Consider the following 16158-nt stretch of genomic DNA (forward strand, 5'->3'; position numbering starts at 1 on the left):
GGGTACCCAGCATGCGCGGCAGCCTGTCGATCACTCCGTCGGCGTGATACTCGCGGTAGCCCTTCCAGTACGCGGTGATGTTGCCGGCGTTACCGACCGGCAGCGAGTGCACGTCGGGTGCGTAACCCAGCGCGTCGACGATTTCGAACGCCGCCGTCTTCTGGCCTTCGATGCGCATCGGGTTGACCGAGTTGACCAAGGAGATCGTCGGGAAGTCGGCGACGATCTTACGGGCGAGTTCCAGGCAGTCGTCGAAGTTGCCGTCGATCTGGATGACCTTGGCGCCATGCATGACGGCCTGCGCCAGCTTGCCCATCGCGATCTTGCCCTGCGGGATCAGTACCGCGCAGGTGATGCCGGCGCGGGCCGCGTAGGCCGCCGCCGACGCCGAGGTGTTACCCGTCGACGCGCACAGCACCGCTTGCTGACCGCGGGCCACCGCGTCAGTGACGGCCATCGTCATGCCGCGGTCCTTGAAGGAGCCGGTGGGATTGAGGCCCTCGACCTTGAGATGAACCGTGCAACCGGTCTTCGCGGAGAGCCTGGGTGCCGCTATCAACGGGGTGCCGCCCTCGAGCAGGGTGACTGGAACCCAGTCGTCGCCGACCGGCAGCCGCTCGCGGTAGGCCGCGATCACGCCCGGCCACGGTTGATGGATGCTGGTCTTGGCGGCGCTCGCCGAACTCATTCGCTGGTTCCTTCCAGCCGCAGGACGCTGGCCACACCCTGCACCACATCGAGGTCGGCCAGCGCGTCGACGGTCTCGGACAGTGCGGCGTCGGTGGCGCTGTGGGTGACCACCACGATGCGGGCGCCGACCCGCTGGCCACCCTCGCCGACAACGCCCTCTTGGCGAACTTCGGCGATGCTGACTTCGCGCTTGGCGAATTCTGCTGCAACCGAGGACAATACGCCCGGCTTGTCGGCGACGTTCATGCTCACGTAGTAACGGGTGGAGATGGCACCCATTGGCGCGATAGGCAGTTGGGCGTACTTGGACTCCTTCGGCCCGCGGCTGCCCAGCACCCGGTTACGCGCTGCCATCACCAGATCGCCGGTCACCGCGGATGCGGTCGGCGCGCCGCCGGCGCCCTGACCGTAGAACATCAGTCGGCCGGCGGCCTCGGCCTCGACCACCACGGCGTTGAATGCGCCGTTGACCGTGGCCAGCGGATGCGACAACGGAACCAGCGCAGGGTAAACCCGAGCCGAAACCCGCTGCTGCCCATCGCCGGTCGTGATTCGCTCGCAGATCGACAGCAGTTTGATCGTGCAGCCCAGGGACCGCGCGGACACGAAGTCGTCCGGGGAGATCTCGGTGATGCCTTCACGGTAGACGTCGTCGGCGGTCACCCTGGTGTGGAACGCGATGGACGCCAGGATGGCGGCCTTGGCGGCCGCGTCGTAGCCTTCCACGTCCGCGGTGGGGTCGGCCTCGGCGTAGCCGAGCGTGCTCGCGTCGGCCAGCGCACGCTCGTAGTCGGCGCCGGTGCTGTCCATCTCGGAGAGGATGTAGTTGGTGGTGCCGTTGACGATCCCTGCCACCCGCTGCACGCTGTCGCCGGCCAGCGACTCGGTAAGCGGCCGGATCACCGGGATAGCACCAGCCACAGCGGCCTCGAAATACAGGTCCACACTGGCGGTTTCGGCCGCTTGTGCCAGCTCGCCGGTGGAGACTGACAGCAGGGCCTTATTCGCCGTCACGACGGACTTGCCATGCTCCAGCGCGGACAGGATCGCTTTGCGGGACGGTTCGACCGGACCCATGACCTCGACGACGATGTCGACGTCATCGCGGGAGACCAGTTGGTCGATGTCGTCGGTGAGCAGATCGACAGGTACACCCCGGTCCGCAGCTACCCGTCGGACGCCGATACCGCGCAGCACCAACGGCGCGCCGATCCGGGCGGCCAGATCGTCAGCACTGTCCCCGATGATGCGAACAACTTCACTGCCCACATTGCCCAGTCCCAATACCGCTACACCGACCGGCTTTTCGCCACCGTTCACGCGTCACCCCACCTCCAGACTCAGAAGATCGTCGACGGTCTCCCTGCGCAGAATCAGACGGGCCTGCCCGTCGCGCACAGCCACCACCGCCGGCCGACCGATCATGTTGTATCGGCTCGATAGCGAGTAGCAATAGGCGCCGGTGGCCGCCACCGCAACCAGGTCGCCGGGCGCTATGTCGTCCGGCACCCAGGTATCCCGAACGACGATATCGCCGCTCTCGCAATGCTTTCCGACCACACGGGCCAGCGCCGAAGGCGCATCGGTGGCCCTGGAGGCCAGTCGAACATCGTATTCCGCGCCGTACAGCGCAGTGCGGATGTTGTCGCTCATCCCGCCGTCCACGCTGACGTAACGGCGATGCGCCGTCGTGCTCACGCCGACATCTTTGACGGTGCCGACCTCATACAGCGTGATGGTCCCGGGCCCGGCAATGGCGCGGCCGGGCTCGACGACCAGCCTGGGGACCGGCAAGCCCACCGCCGCGCATTCATTGCGCACGATGGATCCGAGCTTGTCGGCGAGTTCGCGCACCGGCGGCGGATCGTCGTTGGGCAGATACGAGATGCCCAGGCCACCACCGAGATCGACGGTGGAGATCTGCGCGGTCTTGTCGACCCCGAACTCGGCGACGACGTCGCGCAGCAGGCCGATCACCCGGTGCGCGGCGAGTTCGAAGCCGCCGACGTCAAAGATCTGCGACCCGATGTGACTATGCAGACCGACCAGTCGCAGGTGATCGGTGGCGAATACCCGTCGAACTGCTGCCATCGCCGCGCCGTTGGCCAGCGACAACCCGAACTTCTGGTCTTCATGGGCGGTGGAGATGAATTCGTGAGTGTGAGCTTCGACGCCGACCGTGACGCGGATCAGCACATCCTGGACGACACCGGCCTCACCGGCGATGGCATCGAGGCGCTCGATCTCGATCATCGAGTCGACCACGACGTGACCGACGCCGGCCTTGACCGCCGCGGTCAACTCGGCGACGGATTTGTTGTTGCCGTGCAGCGCGATCCGCTCGGGCGGGAAGTTCGCGTGCAGCGCGACCGCCAGTTCACCGCCGGTGCAGACATCGAGCGAGAGGCCTTCCTCGTCGATCCATCGCGCAATCTCAGTGCACAGGAAGGCTTTGCCGGCGTAGTGCACGTTGGATCCGTCGCCGAATGCCGCGGCGATCTCCCGACACCGCGCCCGGAAGTCGTCCTCGTCGATGACGAAAAGTGGGGTTCCGTACTCCTGTGCCAGCCAGTTCAGCGCGATCCCGGCAATGTTGACCCCCCCGTCGTCACCGCGGACCGCGTTGCGCGGCCAGACATTCGGCGCCAGTTCCAGCAGTTCCTGCGTCGTCGCGGGCCGCGGCGGAACGCCGGAGTGCTGGAACCCTTCGGCGTGCCGCGGACCAGCGGGGTGCGCGCTCACATCCGCTCCGGAGCGCGGACACCGAGGATGGCCAGGCCATTGGCGATGACCTGGCGGGTCGCCTGGCACAGCGCCAGACGCGCGGTGTGCAGCTGGTTGGGCTCTTCGTCGCCCTGCGGCAACACCCGGCACGAGTCGTAGAACCGGTGGTAGTCGCCGGCGAGGTCTTCCAGATAGCGGCAAACTCGGTGCGGTTCACGCAGGAACGCAGCCGTTTTCAGCACCCGCGGGAACTCGCCGAGACTACGGACGAGCGTGCCCTCCTTGTCGTGGGTGAGCAGCTCGAGGTGGCCGGTATCCGGAATCAGGCCGAGTTCGGCGGCGTTGCGGGCCAGCGCGGAAAGCCGGGCATGCGCGTATTGCACATAGTAGACCGGGTTTTCGTTGGACGCCGACGACCACAGCGCCAGGTCGATGTCGATCGGGGTGTCCACCGACGAGCGGATCAGGCTGTAGCGCGCGGCGTCGACGCCGATTGCTTCGACCAGGTCGTCGAGCGTGATCACGGTGCCCGCCCGCTTGCTCATCTTCACCGGCTCGCCGTCGCGGACCAGGTTGACCATCTGGCCGATGAGCACCTCGACGGTGGCCGGGTCGTCGCCGAACGCGGCGGCGGCGGCCTTCAGCCGCGAGATGTAGCCGTGGTGGTCGGCGCCGAGCATGTAGATGCACAGGTCGAAGCCGCGTTGCCGCTTGTCCAGGTAGTAGGCGAGATCGCCCGCGATGTAAGCCGGTTTCCCGTCGCTCTTGATCACGACGCGATCCTTGTCGTCACCAAAAGCGCTGGTGCGCAACCAGGTTGCGCCGTCCTTCTCGTAGATATTGCCGTTCTCGCGCAGCCGGGCGATCGCCTCCTCGACACGACCGCTGCTGTGCATCGACTCTTCGTGGGTGTAGACGTCGAAGTCGGTGCCGAACTCGTGCAGCGATTCCTTGATGTGGGTGAACATCAAGTCCACGCCGATTCTTCGGAACGTCTCGTGCTGCTCGGCGGCGGGCTGGCTCAGCGCATCGGGTGCTTCCTTTACGACTTGCGCAGCGATGTCGGCGATGTAGCTGCCCGCGTAGCCGTCTTCCGGAGTGGGCTCGCCTTTGGCGGCGGCGATCAGCGAGTTGGCGAACCGGTCGATTTGGGCGCCGTGGTCGTTGAAGTAGTACTCACGTACCACGTCGGCGCCCTGCGTGGTTAGCAGCCGGCCCAGGGCGTCGCCGACCGCGGCCCACCGGGTGCCGCCGATGTGGATCGGCCCGGTCGGGTTTGCCGAGACGAACTCCAGGTTGATCTTGTGTCCGGCCTGGGCGTCGGAGGTGCCGTAGGTGTGGCCGGCGTCGATGACGTTGTTGATGATGACGCCCTGCGCCGACGCGTCCAGGCGCAGGTTGATGAAGCCGGGTCCAGCCACCTCGGCCGAGGCGATCCCGTCGGCCCGGGTCAGTGCCTCGGCGAGCCATCCGGCCAGCTCGCGGGGGTTGACGCCGACCTTCTTGCCGAGCTGCAGCGCGAGGTTGCTGGCGTAATCGCCGTGCTCGGGGTTGCGCGGCCGCTCGACGGTGACCGTCGCAGGCAGCGCGGCGGTGTCGAGCGCATGCTCGGCCAGCACCGCGGTCGCGGTGGCCTTGAGCAGCTCGGCCAGGTCGGCGGGGTTCACGCAGGCCATCCTATTGGCTGAGGTGCTTGGGCCTCGAATCCATTCCGATGGCCATCCGGCCGCCATGATGCGTTAGTCTGTCGTGGCCCGTTGGCGCAGCATCTCTCGCGTGCGCCCCCGTAGCTCAGGGGATAGAGCGTCTGCCTCCGGAGCAGAAGGCCGCAGGTTCGAATCCTGCCGGGGGCACAAGTGTTTTAGCAGTTCAGAGGCTGTTTCTGCCTAGACTGACATGCCGTCTGCCATCCACGTGCCATCCACCTTCGCCTGCTCGCACGGTTCGCCGCTCCACGGAACCAACCTGAGCGGGAGAGCAGCATTGACTACCGCATCCCCCAGCCTCCACGAGGCTGCGATCGTGCAGCAGAGCTTCTACGCGGAAAGCATGCGCCACGGGGTTCAGGAAGCTCGAAAACATTCGGATGACCCCGACCTCGCCAGCGGGCGCATCTACGACATCAACAAGGTGTTCGTCATCTCAGACCGCGATTTCGCTCACGCCTGGGCGGTGTGTATGCCCGACGCCCAGAACCTTGAGATGCTAAAGAAGCTGTTCGACATTGGCGGTCGAGCCTATTACGAAGTCGAACTGCTGGATGTCCGTGGCGATCCGCTGCGTACTCCACCTGAGCCAGACCCTGACTGCTTCCAGGTGGACATGGCAAGGGTGATTGCAGTGCACCGACCACAGATGTCGCCAGCGGCGGGACAGGTACACATGCTCCGGATGGCAACCGCTGCCCGTGATCCATAACTAAGCAACCTGCTCCGCTGGCGGTGTGGGTTTGTGGCCCGGGCCGGCGAAGGACTTTAAGGAATGGGTGACGCTTCTCCCGCCCTTCGACGACTAAGAGGATTTGGGGTCCCTGACCGCCCCATGTGACGTAGCGAGTTGGCGGACCGTCTGCGCGCGGTGGTCGTACCGTTGCCGCATGGGGAGGAAGAAGCCGACGCCAACCACATTGTTCGACGAGTACGAGCGCAACAACGACGGCTATAAGAAGCGGACCGAGAGCCTGTACGAGTTCCTCAACCGCAGCGCCGGCGCGGATTGGGATGCGGTGCGGCGCGAGACGGAGCGGTGGTACGCAGCGTTCGACGACCCCCAGCGCGAATTGCTGGGCCGGTTCCGAAAAAACAAGGATGCCCAGCACTTACCGGCGTGGTGGGAGCTGTACGTGCACAGGCTCTTCGTGTGCCTCGGATACGAGGTAACGGTCCACCCGGAATTGCCGGGCAGGCCTGAGAAGCCCGACTTCCTCGTCACGCGCGGCGCCGAGAGCCTGTACGTGGAGGCGACGACGGCGTTTAACGGCGACTACACGGTGAATCCGCAGGGCCAGGCGTGTGTGGAGGACTTCATCGACAGTGCCCGAAACCCTGATTTCATTTTGGGTATTGAGTTTCCAACGGTAGGCCCAGCGGGGTGGCCAACCCGGAAGAAAATCGTTGAGCGCCTCGAGGCGTGGCTTGCTGGGTTGGATTGGGCTGAGGCGCGGGCAGCGTGGGACGAAAACTGCATGGCCTACATGGACTCGCCGCGGTGGCGGTGCCAGCAGAAGCACCGCGACTGGGTAATCGAGTACCTGGCAATACCTGTGCAGCCGGAGGAGCGCGGCAAGAGTAAGCGGCGTATCGCCATCTTCCCAACGCCAACACCAGATTTCAGTAAGGACATTGAGAAAATACGGGCCAAGTTAGACGAGAAGGGCGGCAACAAGTACAGCTCACTAGAGCAGCCGCTCGATAAGCCGCTCGTTGTCGCACTGCAGCTGTGGCATCACGTTGACGAATTCGAATTAAGAAACGTGCTTTTCGGCACCGAGCAAGTCCAATGGCTAGTGGACAATGCCACAGGATCGGTTGTGCCCGAAACCATTAGAAACATACGTGTCCCAGATGGCTATTGGCGACCGAGCTTCGATCCGCGTGGTACACGCATCTCCGGCGTGCTCTTTGGCAATACCCTCAGCGCCTACAGCGTGACCTCGAAATTGCCTGAGCTGTGGCTTAACCCGTGGGCCGCAACACCGCTGCCCGGGTTAGAGCCTTTCCAAACGCGCTACGTTGACGACGACAGCAACCTCGCCACACGTGAGGCTACCGACACGGCCGCGGCCGTCTTCAAACTGCCACCGGAGTGGCCCAATCCGACGGCCTAGCATCGGGAGGCTTGGGCGTTACGCAAGTCGAGCTCCGTAGCCTCAACATGTGGCGCACGATCTCGGCCCAGGAATATTCGGGTCCTACAGCTTAGGGCCGGTATGAGCCGGCTGGAGGACCGCCGCCGCTAACGCCCTGTCAAAGATCCCCAACGGCACTGTTCTAACTCTGTCCGAAGACTTAGATAGCGACGTGAGATCGTGCCCATTGTCACGTCAGTAGCGATCGAGGTCGATCAACCGCGCGTCACTGATCCCGAAGTGATGCGCGATCTCGTGGAGCACGACGTGTCTGACTTCGCGGCGTAGACGATCGGCGTCGCCGGCAGCGAGTCGCGTGATCGGCCTCCGGAAGATGCTGATCTTGTCGGGAAGCACTCCGCTGTACTTGCTGCTCCTTCGCGGCAGCGGTACACCGCGGTACAGGCCGAGCAGCGGCCGCCCGTCGGGAGGCTCGTCCTCGACGACGATCTCAACATTGCTCATTGCCGCACGGAGATCGGCCGGCAAGGAGCTCAGCGCGTCATCAATCGCCTCTTCGAACGGATCGTTAAGACCCGGCTCCCAACGCGCATCCATCTGCGCAACGATGCCAGAATCGGTGCTGGGATAGAGACGGCTTCTTCTTGGTACGACCTCAGGTCGCGACGGTTCTGGCGGCGGCGGAGGGATTTGAACCCTATTCAGCTACCTGATCAACACGCCTATGGCCGCCCTAGCTGCTGAAACACATCACAGTAGCTCACCTGAGTTAACTGTGACTGTGGCCAAATTGTGGCCACAGTGTGGCCACGGCTCGTCACAGGTACCGAGAAACCGTCTTCCCGGCGGGAGCCGTCGAATCCTCTGATCGACTGGACTGTCAGCAAATCCGCTCTGGGTTAGTGGTATCAATACCAAGTCGAGCGGGGCTGACCCCTTGGCACGATGGCTAGCCGCTCAGGCATTGAGCCCTCTGTCAGGATTGAACTGGCGACCGCTCGCTTGCGAGGCGCCTCAGCAGCGTCCTCATGGGTTCGCACTAGCTTTGCCGCCGCTCGTGCCTCAACCACCGCAGGATCCGATCATGCTGCTTATGGGCCATGGTCACAAGGAAGAGAACGGGTCTGCCTGCGTCTCTGGCGATTTCGGTGGAAAATTTGTGCTGCATCGGCGATTAAAACCCGATGGCGTACACCAACAACGGGTCGTCGATCCTAAGATTGCCCCGATCCGGAGGTAACTCGACATGGTCAGCACAACGGGTTACGACGTCATCGTGGTGGGATTGGGCGGTGTGGGAAGTGCGGCCGCCTATCATCTGGCGGCCCGAGGACGCCGGGTGCTCGGCCTGGATCGGTATGAGCCCGCCCACGACAAGGGATCCAGCCACGGCGGGTCTCGGATCATTCGCCAGGCTTATTTCGAGGAACCCGGTTATGTTCCGCTGTTGCTGCGGGCCTACGAGCTGTGGGAGAAGCTGGCTGCCGAATCTCAACGCGACGTGTACCGACTCACGGGGGGCCTTTTCATCGGGCCACCGGACTGCCTGATCGTATCCGGTAGCCTGCGTGCCAGCCGCCAATGGGATCTGCCGCATGAGTTGCTCGATGCCGCCGAGATCACCGCCCGGTTCCCGAACTTCACGCCTAACCCGGAAGATATCGCGCTCTACGACGCCAAAGCCGGGTTCGCGCGACCGGAGCTGACAGTGCGCGCACATCTTGAGATCGCCGAAAAGGCAGGGGCCACACTGCAATTCGGTGAACCCGTGCTGGATTGGAGCCAGACCGCCGGGGGGATGCGGGTCATTACGGGTCGGGGGTCTTACACCGCTGGGCAGTTGGTGATCTGCCCGGGTGCCTGGGCCCCGCAGGTGCTGGGTCAGTTCGGTGTTCCCATCGCGGTGGAACGTCAGGTGATGTATTGGCTGGACCCGATCGGCGGTGTTTCGGGGTTCGAGGATCACCCCATCTTCATTCACGAGAACGCCTTGGGCAGACATATATACGGCTTTCCGGCGATCGATGGACCGCGGGGCGGTGTGAAAGTCGGCTTCGCCGGCAACGGGATCGCCTGTGGGCCGGACACCATCGACCGGGTGGTGCACGAGCGGGAAATCAGCGAGATTCGGGCGCGGGTCGCTGAGTTGTTGCCGGCGCTGGCGGGCAACTGCCTGCACGCGGCGACCTGCATGTACTCCAATACACCCGACCGGCACTTCGTGATCGGGCGCCACCCGCAATGCGCCGACGTCATCATGGCGTGCGGATTCTCCGGGCACGGCTTCAAATTCGTTCCGGTGGTCGGCGAAATCCTTGCCGACCTCGCCATCGATCGGGCCACCGACCACCCCATCGCGCTGTTCGACCCGCAGAGATCGCCGACCGCATGACCGCTACCAGGCGGCCGTCCGGGATGCAACTGGTTCAATCCCAGTATCGCGCACCAGCATAACCGCAGCTCAAAGGCAAGGCAGGCGACCGCGAGAGACTAGCCGCCACCCCTAGCCCGAAACGCTGCTGAAGGGACGAACGAGATGTAGCCTCCCCCTACATGACGGAAGCCAGTTCGGGGCAGCCAAACACGCCGGAGCAACAGCCGGTTCAAGCCAATCCCGACGAGCCAACGACTCCCGAGCAAAACCAGACAGATTCCAGCCACAACGAGCCAAGCTCCGCAGCCCAGGAGCCGGCCAAGTCAGGGCAACGTCGTTCCAATGAGTTCTGGTTGGCACTCGGGGGGATCGCGGCAACTCTCATCGTCGGGATAACCGGTAGCTCGCTTGCCTATTCGGCGTCCACTCATCAGGTCAAAGCCCAGTCGGATCAGACGGCACTACAGGTCAAAGCTGAGTCGGATCGGGCGGCACTGAGTTTTAGCAGGGAACAAAGAAAGAATGCTTATGCGGCTTTTCTTGACGCCGTGGCCACTTTGGACAGACAGGAGCTTGAATTCTCCACATTGACACCATTTGATATAAAGCAAGCGGAAGATCAGTTCAAGCTCGTGGACGATGCATATCTTAAGTTCAATCGTGCTTCTTCAACCGTTCGACTGGTCGCGTCTCCCGACGTGGAAGAGGCGCGGAAAAAGATTCGCGACAAACACAACGACATACAAAGTCGGATCCGCGAAGTAATGAAGGCCGCGCGAACCGGCCAGCCCGAAAAGGCAACTGGTCTGAACGCTGATCTTTATAAGAATCTTGATCTCGCGCCCTCCCCACTGGTGCCGAACTTTATAGCGGACGCACAGAGAGATCTTGGGCTTTCCGGCGATTGATCATTCAGTCACGCGGGTCGTGACGTTCGCGCACAGTCTCACGGAGCCACCCGCCTTGTTTGCTGGCCCTGACGGCGCACTGGCACAGCCGGGTGTCGGAGTCGACTGGCGGGGCACCGCTGCGGGTTCGCCGGAGCGTGAATTGCGACGATGACCGTCACGGCCCACGTTTTCCGCTATGCGCAACCTCGACACCATCGACTCCGAGCTGCGGCTACTCGCCGCGGTCCGGTGGTCGATCCGCGAGCTGCGGCGAGCCGTCGAGTCGCCAGGTCGACGAGTTGTTCGACGAACGCAACAAGCTGACCGGGAGCTGACTGCTCGGCCAGCGTCCACGGGACCGCGAAAGCACCAAACTCGCATAGGTGAAGCCACCCGGATCCTAGAACCGTTTTGTGCAGCTAAGACCTCTCGAAAGTCGCACTACACCTGCTAGATGGCTGATATCGACCAAGCTGAACTAACCACGCCGTCGAACGAGTCCGCCTACCATCCCCTACATGGGGGGCGACCGCCAATCCGAGCAAAGAGATGAAGCGCCAACGATGCCCGATACCGGTAGCACCGAGCCGCCTGATTGCGGCAACCAAGCTGATGACCAATCAAACGTCGCCTCCGTCACTCCACAGCAACCGAGGCGACGCCGCTTCCTACCCCGTCTCCGAACGCGCCGCACCATCAACAACGCTGAACAAGCCGCTGCTAGCACTGAACAGGCCGCTAAAGGACGGAAGATCGGCCTATTAGGAATAGTAATTACCGCACTTGTCGGCTTCTTTTTCGGAATGGGATCAAATCAGGTGACGGACTATGTCAAACGTGCGGACGACTGCTACGACGCTTTGTTACAGTATGAAGCCGGACTAACCAGTTTGGTAACCCTATTGGGCACGGTTCAGGATCGAAAGGCCACGGACGACAAGACAAATGCCGCGATCGCACAAATTAATACCCTTATCGTCTTGCCGCATGTCAAAATCAAGAACAAATGTCCTATAGAGGGTAGTTCAGAATACCTGAATAGCGAGGACGTTAACCGCTTTAACGCTAGTTGGACAAGCCTGTCAGATGGTTGCCTTGCGAGTGAGTGCTCCCAGGATAATGCATCGACTTACCAACTGGCCGCGGAAAATTTAGCGGCCAAATTGGAGGGGGAGACCCACGTGGTTTCGCAATGGGGATTAGTGCGCCGTGCAAAGTATGAGGTCACGCACCTTTACTAACGTGACCGGCTCCGCCAGGTCGTAAGTACAAGGAAAACTGTTCTAGATGCCCTGCTCGATAGGATTTCTCAGCTAGTTACTCTGGGTTGGCGTGAGCGACATAGATGGGTGTCGCTAGCACCGTGTGTGTTTCGGGGCCGTCTCCGACATCTCCCTCAAGAATCGGCAGAGCAACATCTCCCTCAAGAATCGGCACAGCAAGGAACTCCATCCATCGCGGTGGCCCACCCAGGCGGGGCATCCGTACCATTTGAAGGACTATTTCAGGCCGGGTGTGGAACTCTGCCTCCCATTCCATCATGCGGTGCTCGCGCAGGTCGTCTAATTTCGTGGCCTTTTCGTATACATCGCTGACGTGCTTGACGACGACCATCGTGATGGTGGGAAAGGCGGAACTTGTCATCACGTCTGCGCTTACAGACAAGGGCTGTTCACCCAGCACGTGATGGCGTGATCCCACGAGGACGACCGTGTGGCCATCCCGCTCTCCACTGAAGAATGCCACATTGAACCCGCCATTAGGGCTGTCGCGGGACGCATTGAGATCGGGGAACCATCCCCACCGCAGGGGCATTGTCCCCCGGAAGTACTCTGAGCCAGGTTCTTGAACCGTGCCCACTCGCTGGTGGCGATCGATGTAGCGTTCGACCACGTTTAGTTTGGCCATGCGGGTAGCCGTCGGCGTTTGTGCCTCCTTGATAGTTAGGCTGGCAAGCTTGAGATCGACCTTTGCTTCGGCGCTTATGCGCTGGCGGAGCTCGGGAGGGATCTGGTCGAAGAGCATGTCCAGTTTGGCGTCCGAAACATAGACAAAGTAGCGGAGCGAGGCCTTGGCGGGACGTCGCCGGAGCTTGAACGCCATGAGTCGAGTAGACCACGCGAAAAGCTGCTACCTAGGGTTTTTCGCCGGCAACTCCCAACGATGCAGTCGTGGGTTCTGATCAAAAGTGTCGTCGGCTCGGTCAGCACATCACTTGCCGATGTGAGCGTCGGACGGCGACAGGGCAAAGGGCATGTTGTGACTGTTTTAAAACTCAAGCAAGCCCCGAGAGGATCACAGCCATGACCGTCTCCAACGACGTCGACAAGACGGCCCCGTCCACATGATGACCAAGAAGCTCATCTGCGCGGTGGTACTGCTCGCCGCGGCCACGGTGGTCGCTGCGGCCGGTACGGCCGGCGCCGACCCGGACACCAGCACCATTACCGGGCTACGTCATTCAAGGTCCGGGAGGGCCGACCGTCGGCGGTCTGAGAAGCTTGCCGCCAATCTGCGGCGCGCAGCCGCGGGCGTGCGCAGGGAACTGGTCACCCGACACTGGAAGTTGGGTATTCCCGCCGGGAACCGGGTAGCCCTATGTGGTGGTGATGGGTGTACGCGATGCAGCTCAGGCCGTGGTACTGATCCGGGCTTTGCGCGATCTGCGGGACAAGATGATCAGCCAAGTGAACTGGCTGGAGAGGCACGGCTCCCCGCTCGACGCCACAGCATTGCGGCGAGACATCAACGAAGCGCAGGGCCACATCGCACGCTTAGAAGGCCGCTACTCGGGTGGGGCCATGCAGGCATCTCAACCCCTTCGCCGAGCCCGCTGAGCACTATTCGGCCCGCCACGCTCTCTCCTCGTGGCGGGCCGAACCCTTTTTACTGGAACGGATAAAAAGGCAGGTGGGCGGCGCCCCGGGCCATCTCTTCGCGCTTGCGAAAAGATGGTGAAACTACGCGACCGCGCCGATCCCCGCCATCATCGCGATCCACAACCAACGGGTCTCCTCCTCCCACGCGTCGAAATTCACGCATCCCCGTAATCGAGCAGATCTAAGCGGGCAACATTTCCCAGCGGCCCTCCCACCGGTCGGCAAAATAAGACGTGGCGAGATCCGCTGCGGCCACACGGAACGGGTGACCCTTGTCGTTGATTTCCGTGGTGCCATTTTTACCGTCGTCGGCGGTCCAATCAAGGGTCGCGGTCCATTCGCATGTGCACGTCTTCGTTTCAGCGGCGAGGCGCCAGACCTCCGGTTCGGAGCCGCTGATCTCGTGGGGCAGTTCCACCGGGCGACTCGGCGCCTGCGCACCGACTCCGTCGTCGGGCTTCGCGGTGACCGAGATTGGGTTAGCGTCCAAATTTAGAGAGAAGTGGTAGGGAAAAAACCCTCCACACCCGCCGCTGAGCTCCGCGAATGCCCCGTGCGGCGGGTCGGTCCGCGAGACAATATTGACCGAAATATCGTGGACGATAACGTTGCGCCCGTTTAGGCCCTGCAACGTGACCTCGATGTAGTTTCCGCTTGCTGGGATGCCGCCGTTGGCGGCGGCCCACCCGTCAAGGTCACCCTCCTTCGGCGGCAAGGGCAATTCCGGCGGACGCTTGTCGAACACCCAGCTCCGGCCGCCGTGGCATTCAGCTGCCGGCGTCGGGATTTTCACGACTGCCGAAAGATCCTGCTTAGGGTTCAATTTGTCGTTGATCCACTCTCGCGCGGAAGTAACCCCCCAGGTCACCAGCGGAACCACGACAGCCGTCGTGAGGACCGCCGCGACCCAGGTCTTGCGTTTCTTCCACCCACCGCCCGCCGCGCCATCGTCCGACGGCTGACTTGTGTCCTCGGATGTACTCATGGGCGACCTCCGACTTGCTCGGGGGGCTTTTCTCTATGCCCCGTCCGGGTTACCTTCCGTAGCCGATTTCGTAGCCTTTGTAATACCCGTGCTCATAGTCATCGCTGTCGAACGGCCCCTGAGCAGGATGAGGATTGTAAGGCCTGGCCGCCCTGGCATCGGCCTCGCCGTCGATTTTGCCGGCGCGCTCGCCGGCCAGCCAATCACCCATAACCATTTGCACACCCCAATTCGGTGAGTTCATGAAGTCCGCGTTAGCGCCTGTGACTTAAGATGACACTTGCAAGTCTTGACCATTCCAGCGGTTTAGCGCGAGTAGTTGACTACTCGACTTGCCGTGAACTTCGCCTGATCGCACACTCGACGCCGGAACGAATGACTTGGCACCCGGGCGGAACCGATGCTCGGTAAGTCAGCGTCTTACAAAATGTCGGGCCGCTCCTACTCCAGGGGCGGCCCGATTTCTAATATTGCGGGACCGGGCAGACTGAGAGGAATTACCTTGTTTGGATGGGCAGGGTGATTGGCTCAGCGATGTGCGCGGTAGTCACGGTGCTTGCGTCGCCGCAGGCACAGGCGGACGCGAACTCGTATCTCGCCTGCTTGTCCGACCATGGGATCTATGCCGGAGGGCAGGCGAAAGCACTCAACGCGGGGTTCTACGCCTGCGATGCACTGCACGGCGGCCAGACGCCGGAACAGATCGTCGCGGGTGTTCATCTGACGATGATGGACGTGCGAGGCGTGATCGACGCGGCACAGCACGAACTGTGCCCCGACACATTAGGACGATGAACACGACACGTCGTCAGCGATGGTCACCGACGGCCGCCGACGCCCTAACCGGCCGGTGAATCGGACGCGCTTGCCCGTTCGCCCAGAATGTCCTCGAACAGTACGAGTTAGCGAACCCAAAAGGAGCGGCCTCAGGGGCCGACTCGTGGGTGATCGACGCCTATAGCCCCGTAACGAACCAGAACTACACGATGACCTGTCTGAGGGAAGGCGATGCAGTCATTTGCCGGGGCGGAAACGACGCGGCGGTTTTTTTCTATATTGAATAGCACCTGGCCGATGACATGCCGCCAGCCGAATATGCGGCGCGCAATGCCGTCGAGTTCACGATGAGTCCAGGTGACGGCAAAGGCCGCACGAAGGCAGACCTGACTGCGCGCTCCTACCGCGCGCCCGCGGCCTGCCCGAACTGTCGTTGACTGCCGCCTGCTCGACCGGTCAAGCTGGCGCTGCCTCAACTACGGCAAACGTGTCGGAGTAGGCCTCGATGGTGGGCATGCTCACCGTTTCTAGGCGAGGCGCCTCGATGTCGCTGCGTCTGGCGACGACCGAACTCCCCCGGTTGCGGGCGGAGCCCCGCTTTTTGCACTCCCAACGCCTCGGCTCAGCGCAATTCATAGCGGACGCATAGCTAGGGCATGTCAGCAGCCCATCTTGCCTAATTAACGTCCCTAACTAGTGACGGGTGAGTGCTGTTGTGAAGGGAGTGCCGGATGGCGTTTGTGAGCACCCAGCCAGAGGATTTAACCGCGGCAGCCGGAAATCTGCAGGGCATTGGCTCTTCCGTGACCGCGCAGAACGCGGCCGCGGCGGCTCCGACCACCGGCGTGGTTCCGGCGGCGGCCGACGAGGTGTCGGCGCTGACGGCGCTGCAGTTTGCCGCGCACGCCCAGACGTATCAGGCGATCAGGGCGCAGGCGGCGGCGATCCACGACATGTTCGTCACCACGCTGGGCAACAGTGCCGGTTCCTATGCGGCCACCGAGGCCGCCAACGCCGTCGCGACCGGGTAA

At 62.6% G+C, this 16158-nt stretch carries 16 protein-coding genes and 1 tRNA gene; 9 read left to right on the forward strand and 8 right to left on the reverse strand.

Features of this window, described 5'->3' with window-relative positions; all coding sequences use genetic code 11:
• The 4 genes from thrC to argS all read right to left on the reverse strand — a co-directional run.
• The coding region (gene thrC / locus VKI00_RS24040) for a threonine synthase (RefSeq protein WP_324441960.1) at positions 1 to 688 on the reverse strand (688 nt) is incomplete at its 3' end.
• Entirely contained in the window at positions 685 to 2010 is a 1326-nt protein-coding gene (locus tag VKI00_RS24045; protein ID WP_324441962.1) for a homoserine dehydrogenase, read from the reverse strand. The genes VKI00_RS24045 and thrC, both read right to left, overlap by 4 nt.
• A gap of 3 nt (positions 2011 to 2013) precedes the next feature.
• Entirely contained in the window at positions 2014 to 3348 is a 1335-nt protein-coding gene (gene lysA, locus VKI00_RS24050) for a diaminopimelate decarboxylase (RefSeq protein WP_324442028.1), read from the reverse strand.
• Between the two features lie 80 nt (positions 3349 to 3428).
• Entirely contained in the window at positions 3429 to 5081 is a 1653-nt protein-coding gene (gene argS, locus VKI00_RS24055) for an arginine--tRNA ligase (RefSeq protein ID WP_324441964.1), read from the reverse strand.
• Positions 5082 to 5194: 113 nt separating this feature from the next.
• Here argS and VKI00_RS24060 point away from each other — a divergent pair.
• From VKI00_RS24060 to VKI00_RS24070, 3 genes are all read left to right on the forward strand, one after another.
• Positions 5195 to 5267 (forward strand) — tRNA-Arg (locus VKI00_RS24060).
• A 169-nt stretch (positions 5268 to 5436) separates the two neighbouring features.
• The gene (locus VKI00_RS24065; protein WP_324441967.1) at positions 5437 to 5832 is read left to right on the forward strand and encodes a hypothetical protein; all 396 of its coding nucleotides are present in this window, start codon (positions 5437 to 5439) and stop codon (positions 5830 to 5832) included.
• A gap of 178 nt (positions 5833 to 6010) precedes the next feature.
• Positions 6011 to 7240, forward strand: a complete 1230-nt coding sequence (locus VKI00_RS24070) for a hypothetical protein (protein ID WP_324441969.1) — start codon at positions 6011 to 6013, stop codon at positions 7238 to 7240.
• Between the two features lie 216 nt (positions 7241 to 7456).
• Here VKI00_RS24070 and VKI00_RS24075 read toward each other — a convergent pair whose 3' ends face one another.
• Positions 7457 to 7819 (reverse strand): metallopeptidase family protein, encoded by a 363-nt coding sequence (locus tag VKI00_RS24075; RefSeq protein ID WP_324441970.1) that lies wholly within the window; start codon positions 7817 to 7819, stop codon positions 7457 to 7459.
• Positions 7820 to 8468: 649 nt separating this feature from the next.
• On the opposite strand from VKI00_RS24075, the gene solA reads away from it, so the two are divergent.
• The 3 genes from solA to VKI00_RS24090 all read left to right on the forward strand — a co-directional run bounded on the left by solA (position 8469) and on the right by VKI00_RS24090 (position 11727).
• Positions 8469 to 9614 (forward strand): N-methyl-L-tryptophan oxidase, encoded by a 1146-nt coding sequence (gene solA, locus VKI00_RS24080; RefSeq protein WP_324441972.1) that lies wholly within the window; start codon positions 8469 to 8471, stop codon positions 9612 to 9614.
• 161 nt (positions 9615 to 9775) lie between these two features.
• A complete protein-coding gene (locus VKI00_RS24085) occupies positions 9776 to 10504 on the forward strand; it encodes a hypothetical protein (RefSeq protein WP_324441974.1) in 729 nt (242 codons plus the stop codon).
• A 500-nt stretch (positions 10505 to 11004) separates the two neighbouring features.
• Positions 11005 to 11727, forward strand: coding sequence for a hypothetical protein (locus VKI00_RS24090; protein WP_324441976.1), 723 nt, complete (start codon positions 11005 to 11007; stop codon positions 11725 to 11727).
• 76 nt (positions 11728 to 11803) lie between these two features.
• Here the strand turns inward: VKI00_RS24090 and VKI00_RS24095 are convergent, their stop codons facing one another.
• On the reverse strand, positions 11804 to 12589 hold the full coding sequence (locus tag VKI00_RS24095; RefSeq protein WP_324441978.1) for a DUF7019 family protein: 786 nt from the start codon (positions 12587 to 12589) through the stop codon (positions 11804 to 11806).
• A 506-nt stretch (positions 12590 to 13095) separates the two neighbouring features.
• Between VKI00_RS24095 and VKI00_RS24100 the strand changes: the two genes are divergently transcribed.
• Positions 13096 to 13323 (forward strand): hypothetical protein, encoded by a 228-nt coding sequence (locus tag VKI00_RS24100; RefSeq protein ID WP_324441980.1) that lies wholly within the window; start codon positions 13096 to 13098, stop codon positions 13321 to 13323.
• A gap of 223 nt (positions 13324 to 13546) precedes the next feature.
• Here the strand turns inward: VKI00_RS24100 and VKI00_RS24105 are convergent, their stop codons facing one another.
• Positions 13547 to 14245 (reverse strand): hypothetical protein, encoded by a 699-nt coding sequence (locus VKI00_RS24105; protein ID WP_324441982.1) that lies wholly within the window; start codon positions 14243 to 14245, stop codon positions 13547 to 13549.
• A gap of 154 nt (positions 14246 to 14399) precedes the next feature.
• Positions 14400 to 14594: a hypothetical protein gene (locus VKI00_RS24110; protein WP_324441984.1), complete on the reverse strand. Its 195-nt coding sequence runs from the start codon at positions 14592 to 14594 to the stop codon at positions 14400 to 14402.
• A 266-nt stretch (positions 14595 to 14860) separates the two neighbouring features.
• Here VKI00_RS24110 and VKI00_RS24115 point away from each other — a divergent pair, with 266 nt between their 5' ends.
• Together VKI00_RS24115 and VKI00_RS24120 are read left to right on the forward strand one after the other, a co-directional pair.
• Positions 14861 to 15145 carry a DUF732 domain-containing protein gene (locus VKI00_RS24115; RefSeq protein WP_324441986.1) on the forward strand — a complete coding sequence of 95 codons (285 nt, stop codon included), beginning with the start codon at positions 14861 to 14863 and terminating at the stop codon, positions 15143 to 15145.
• 713 nt (positions 15146 to 15858) lie between these two features.
• Positions 15859 to 16158 (forward strand): PE family protein, encoded by a 300-nt coding sequence (locus VKI00_RS24120; protein ID WP_324441988.1) that lies wholly within the window; start codon positions 15859 to 15861, stop codon positions 16156 to 16158.

Origin of the sequence: Mycobacterium sp., from assembly GCF_035314665.1 — a bacterium.
Classification (GTDB): domain Bacteria; phylum Actinomycetota; class Actinomycetes; order Mycobacteriales; family Mycobacteriaceae; genus Mycobacterium.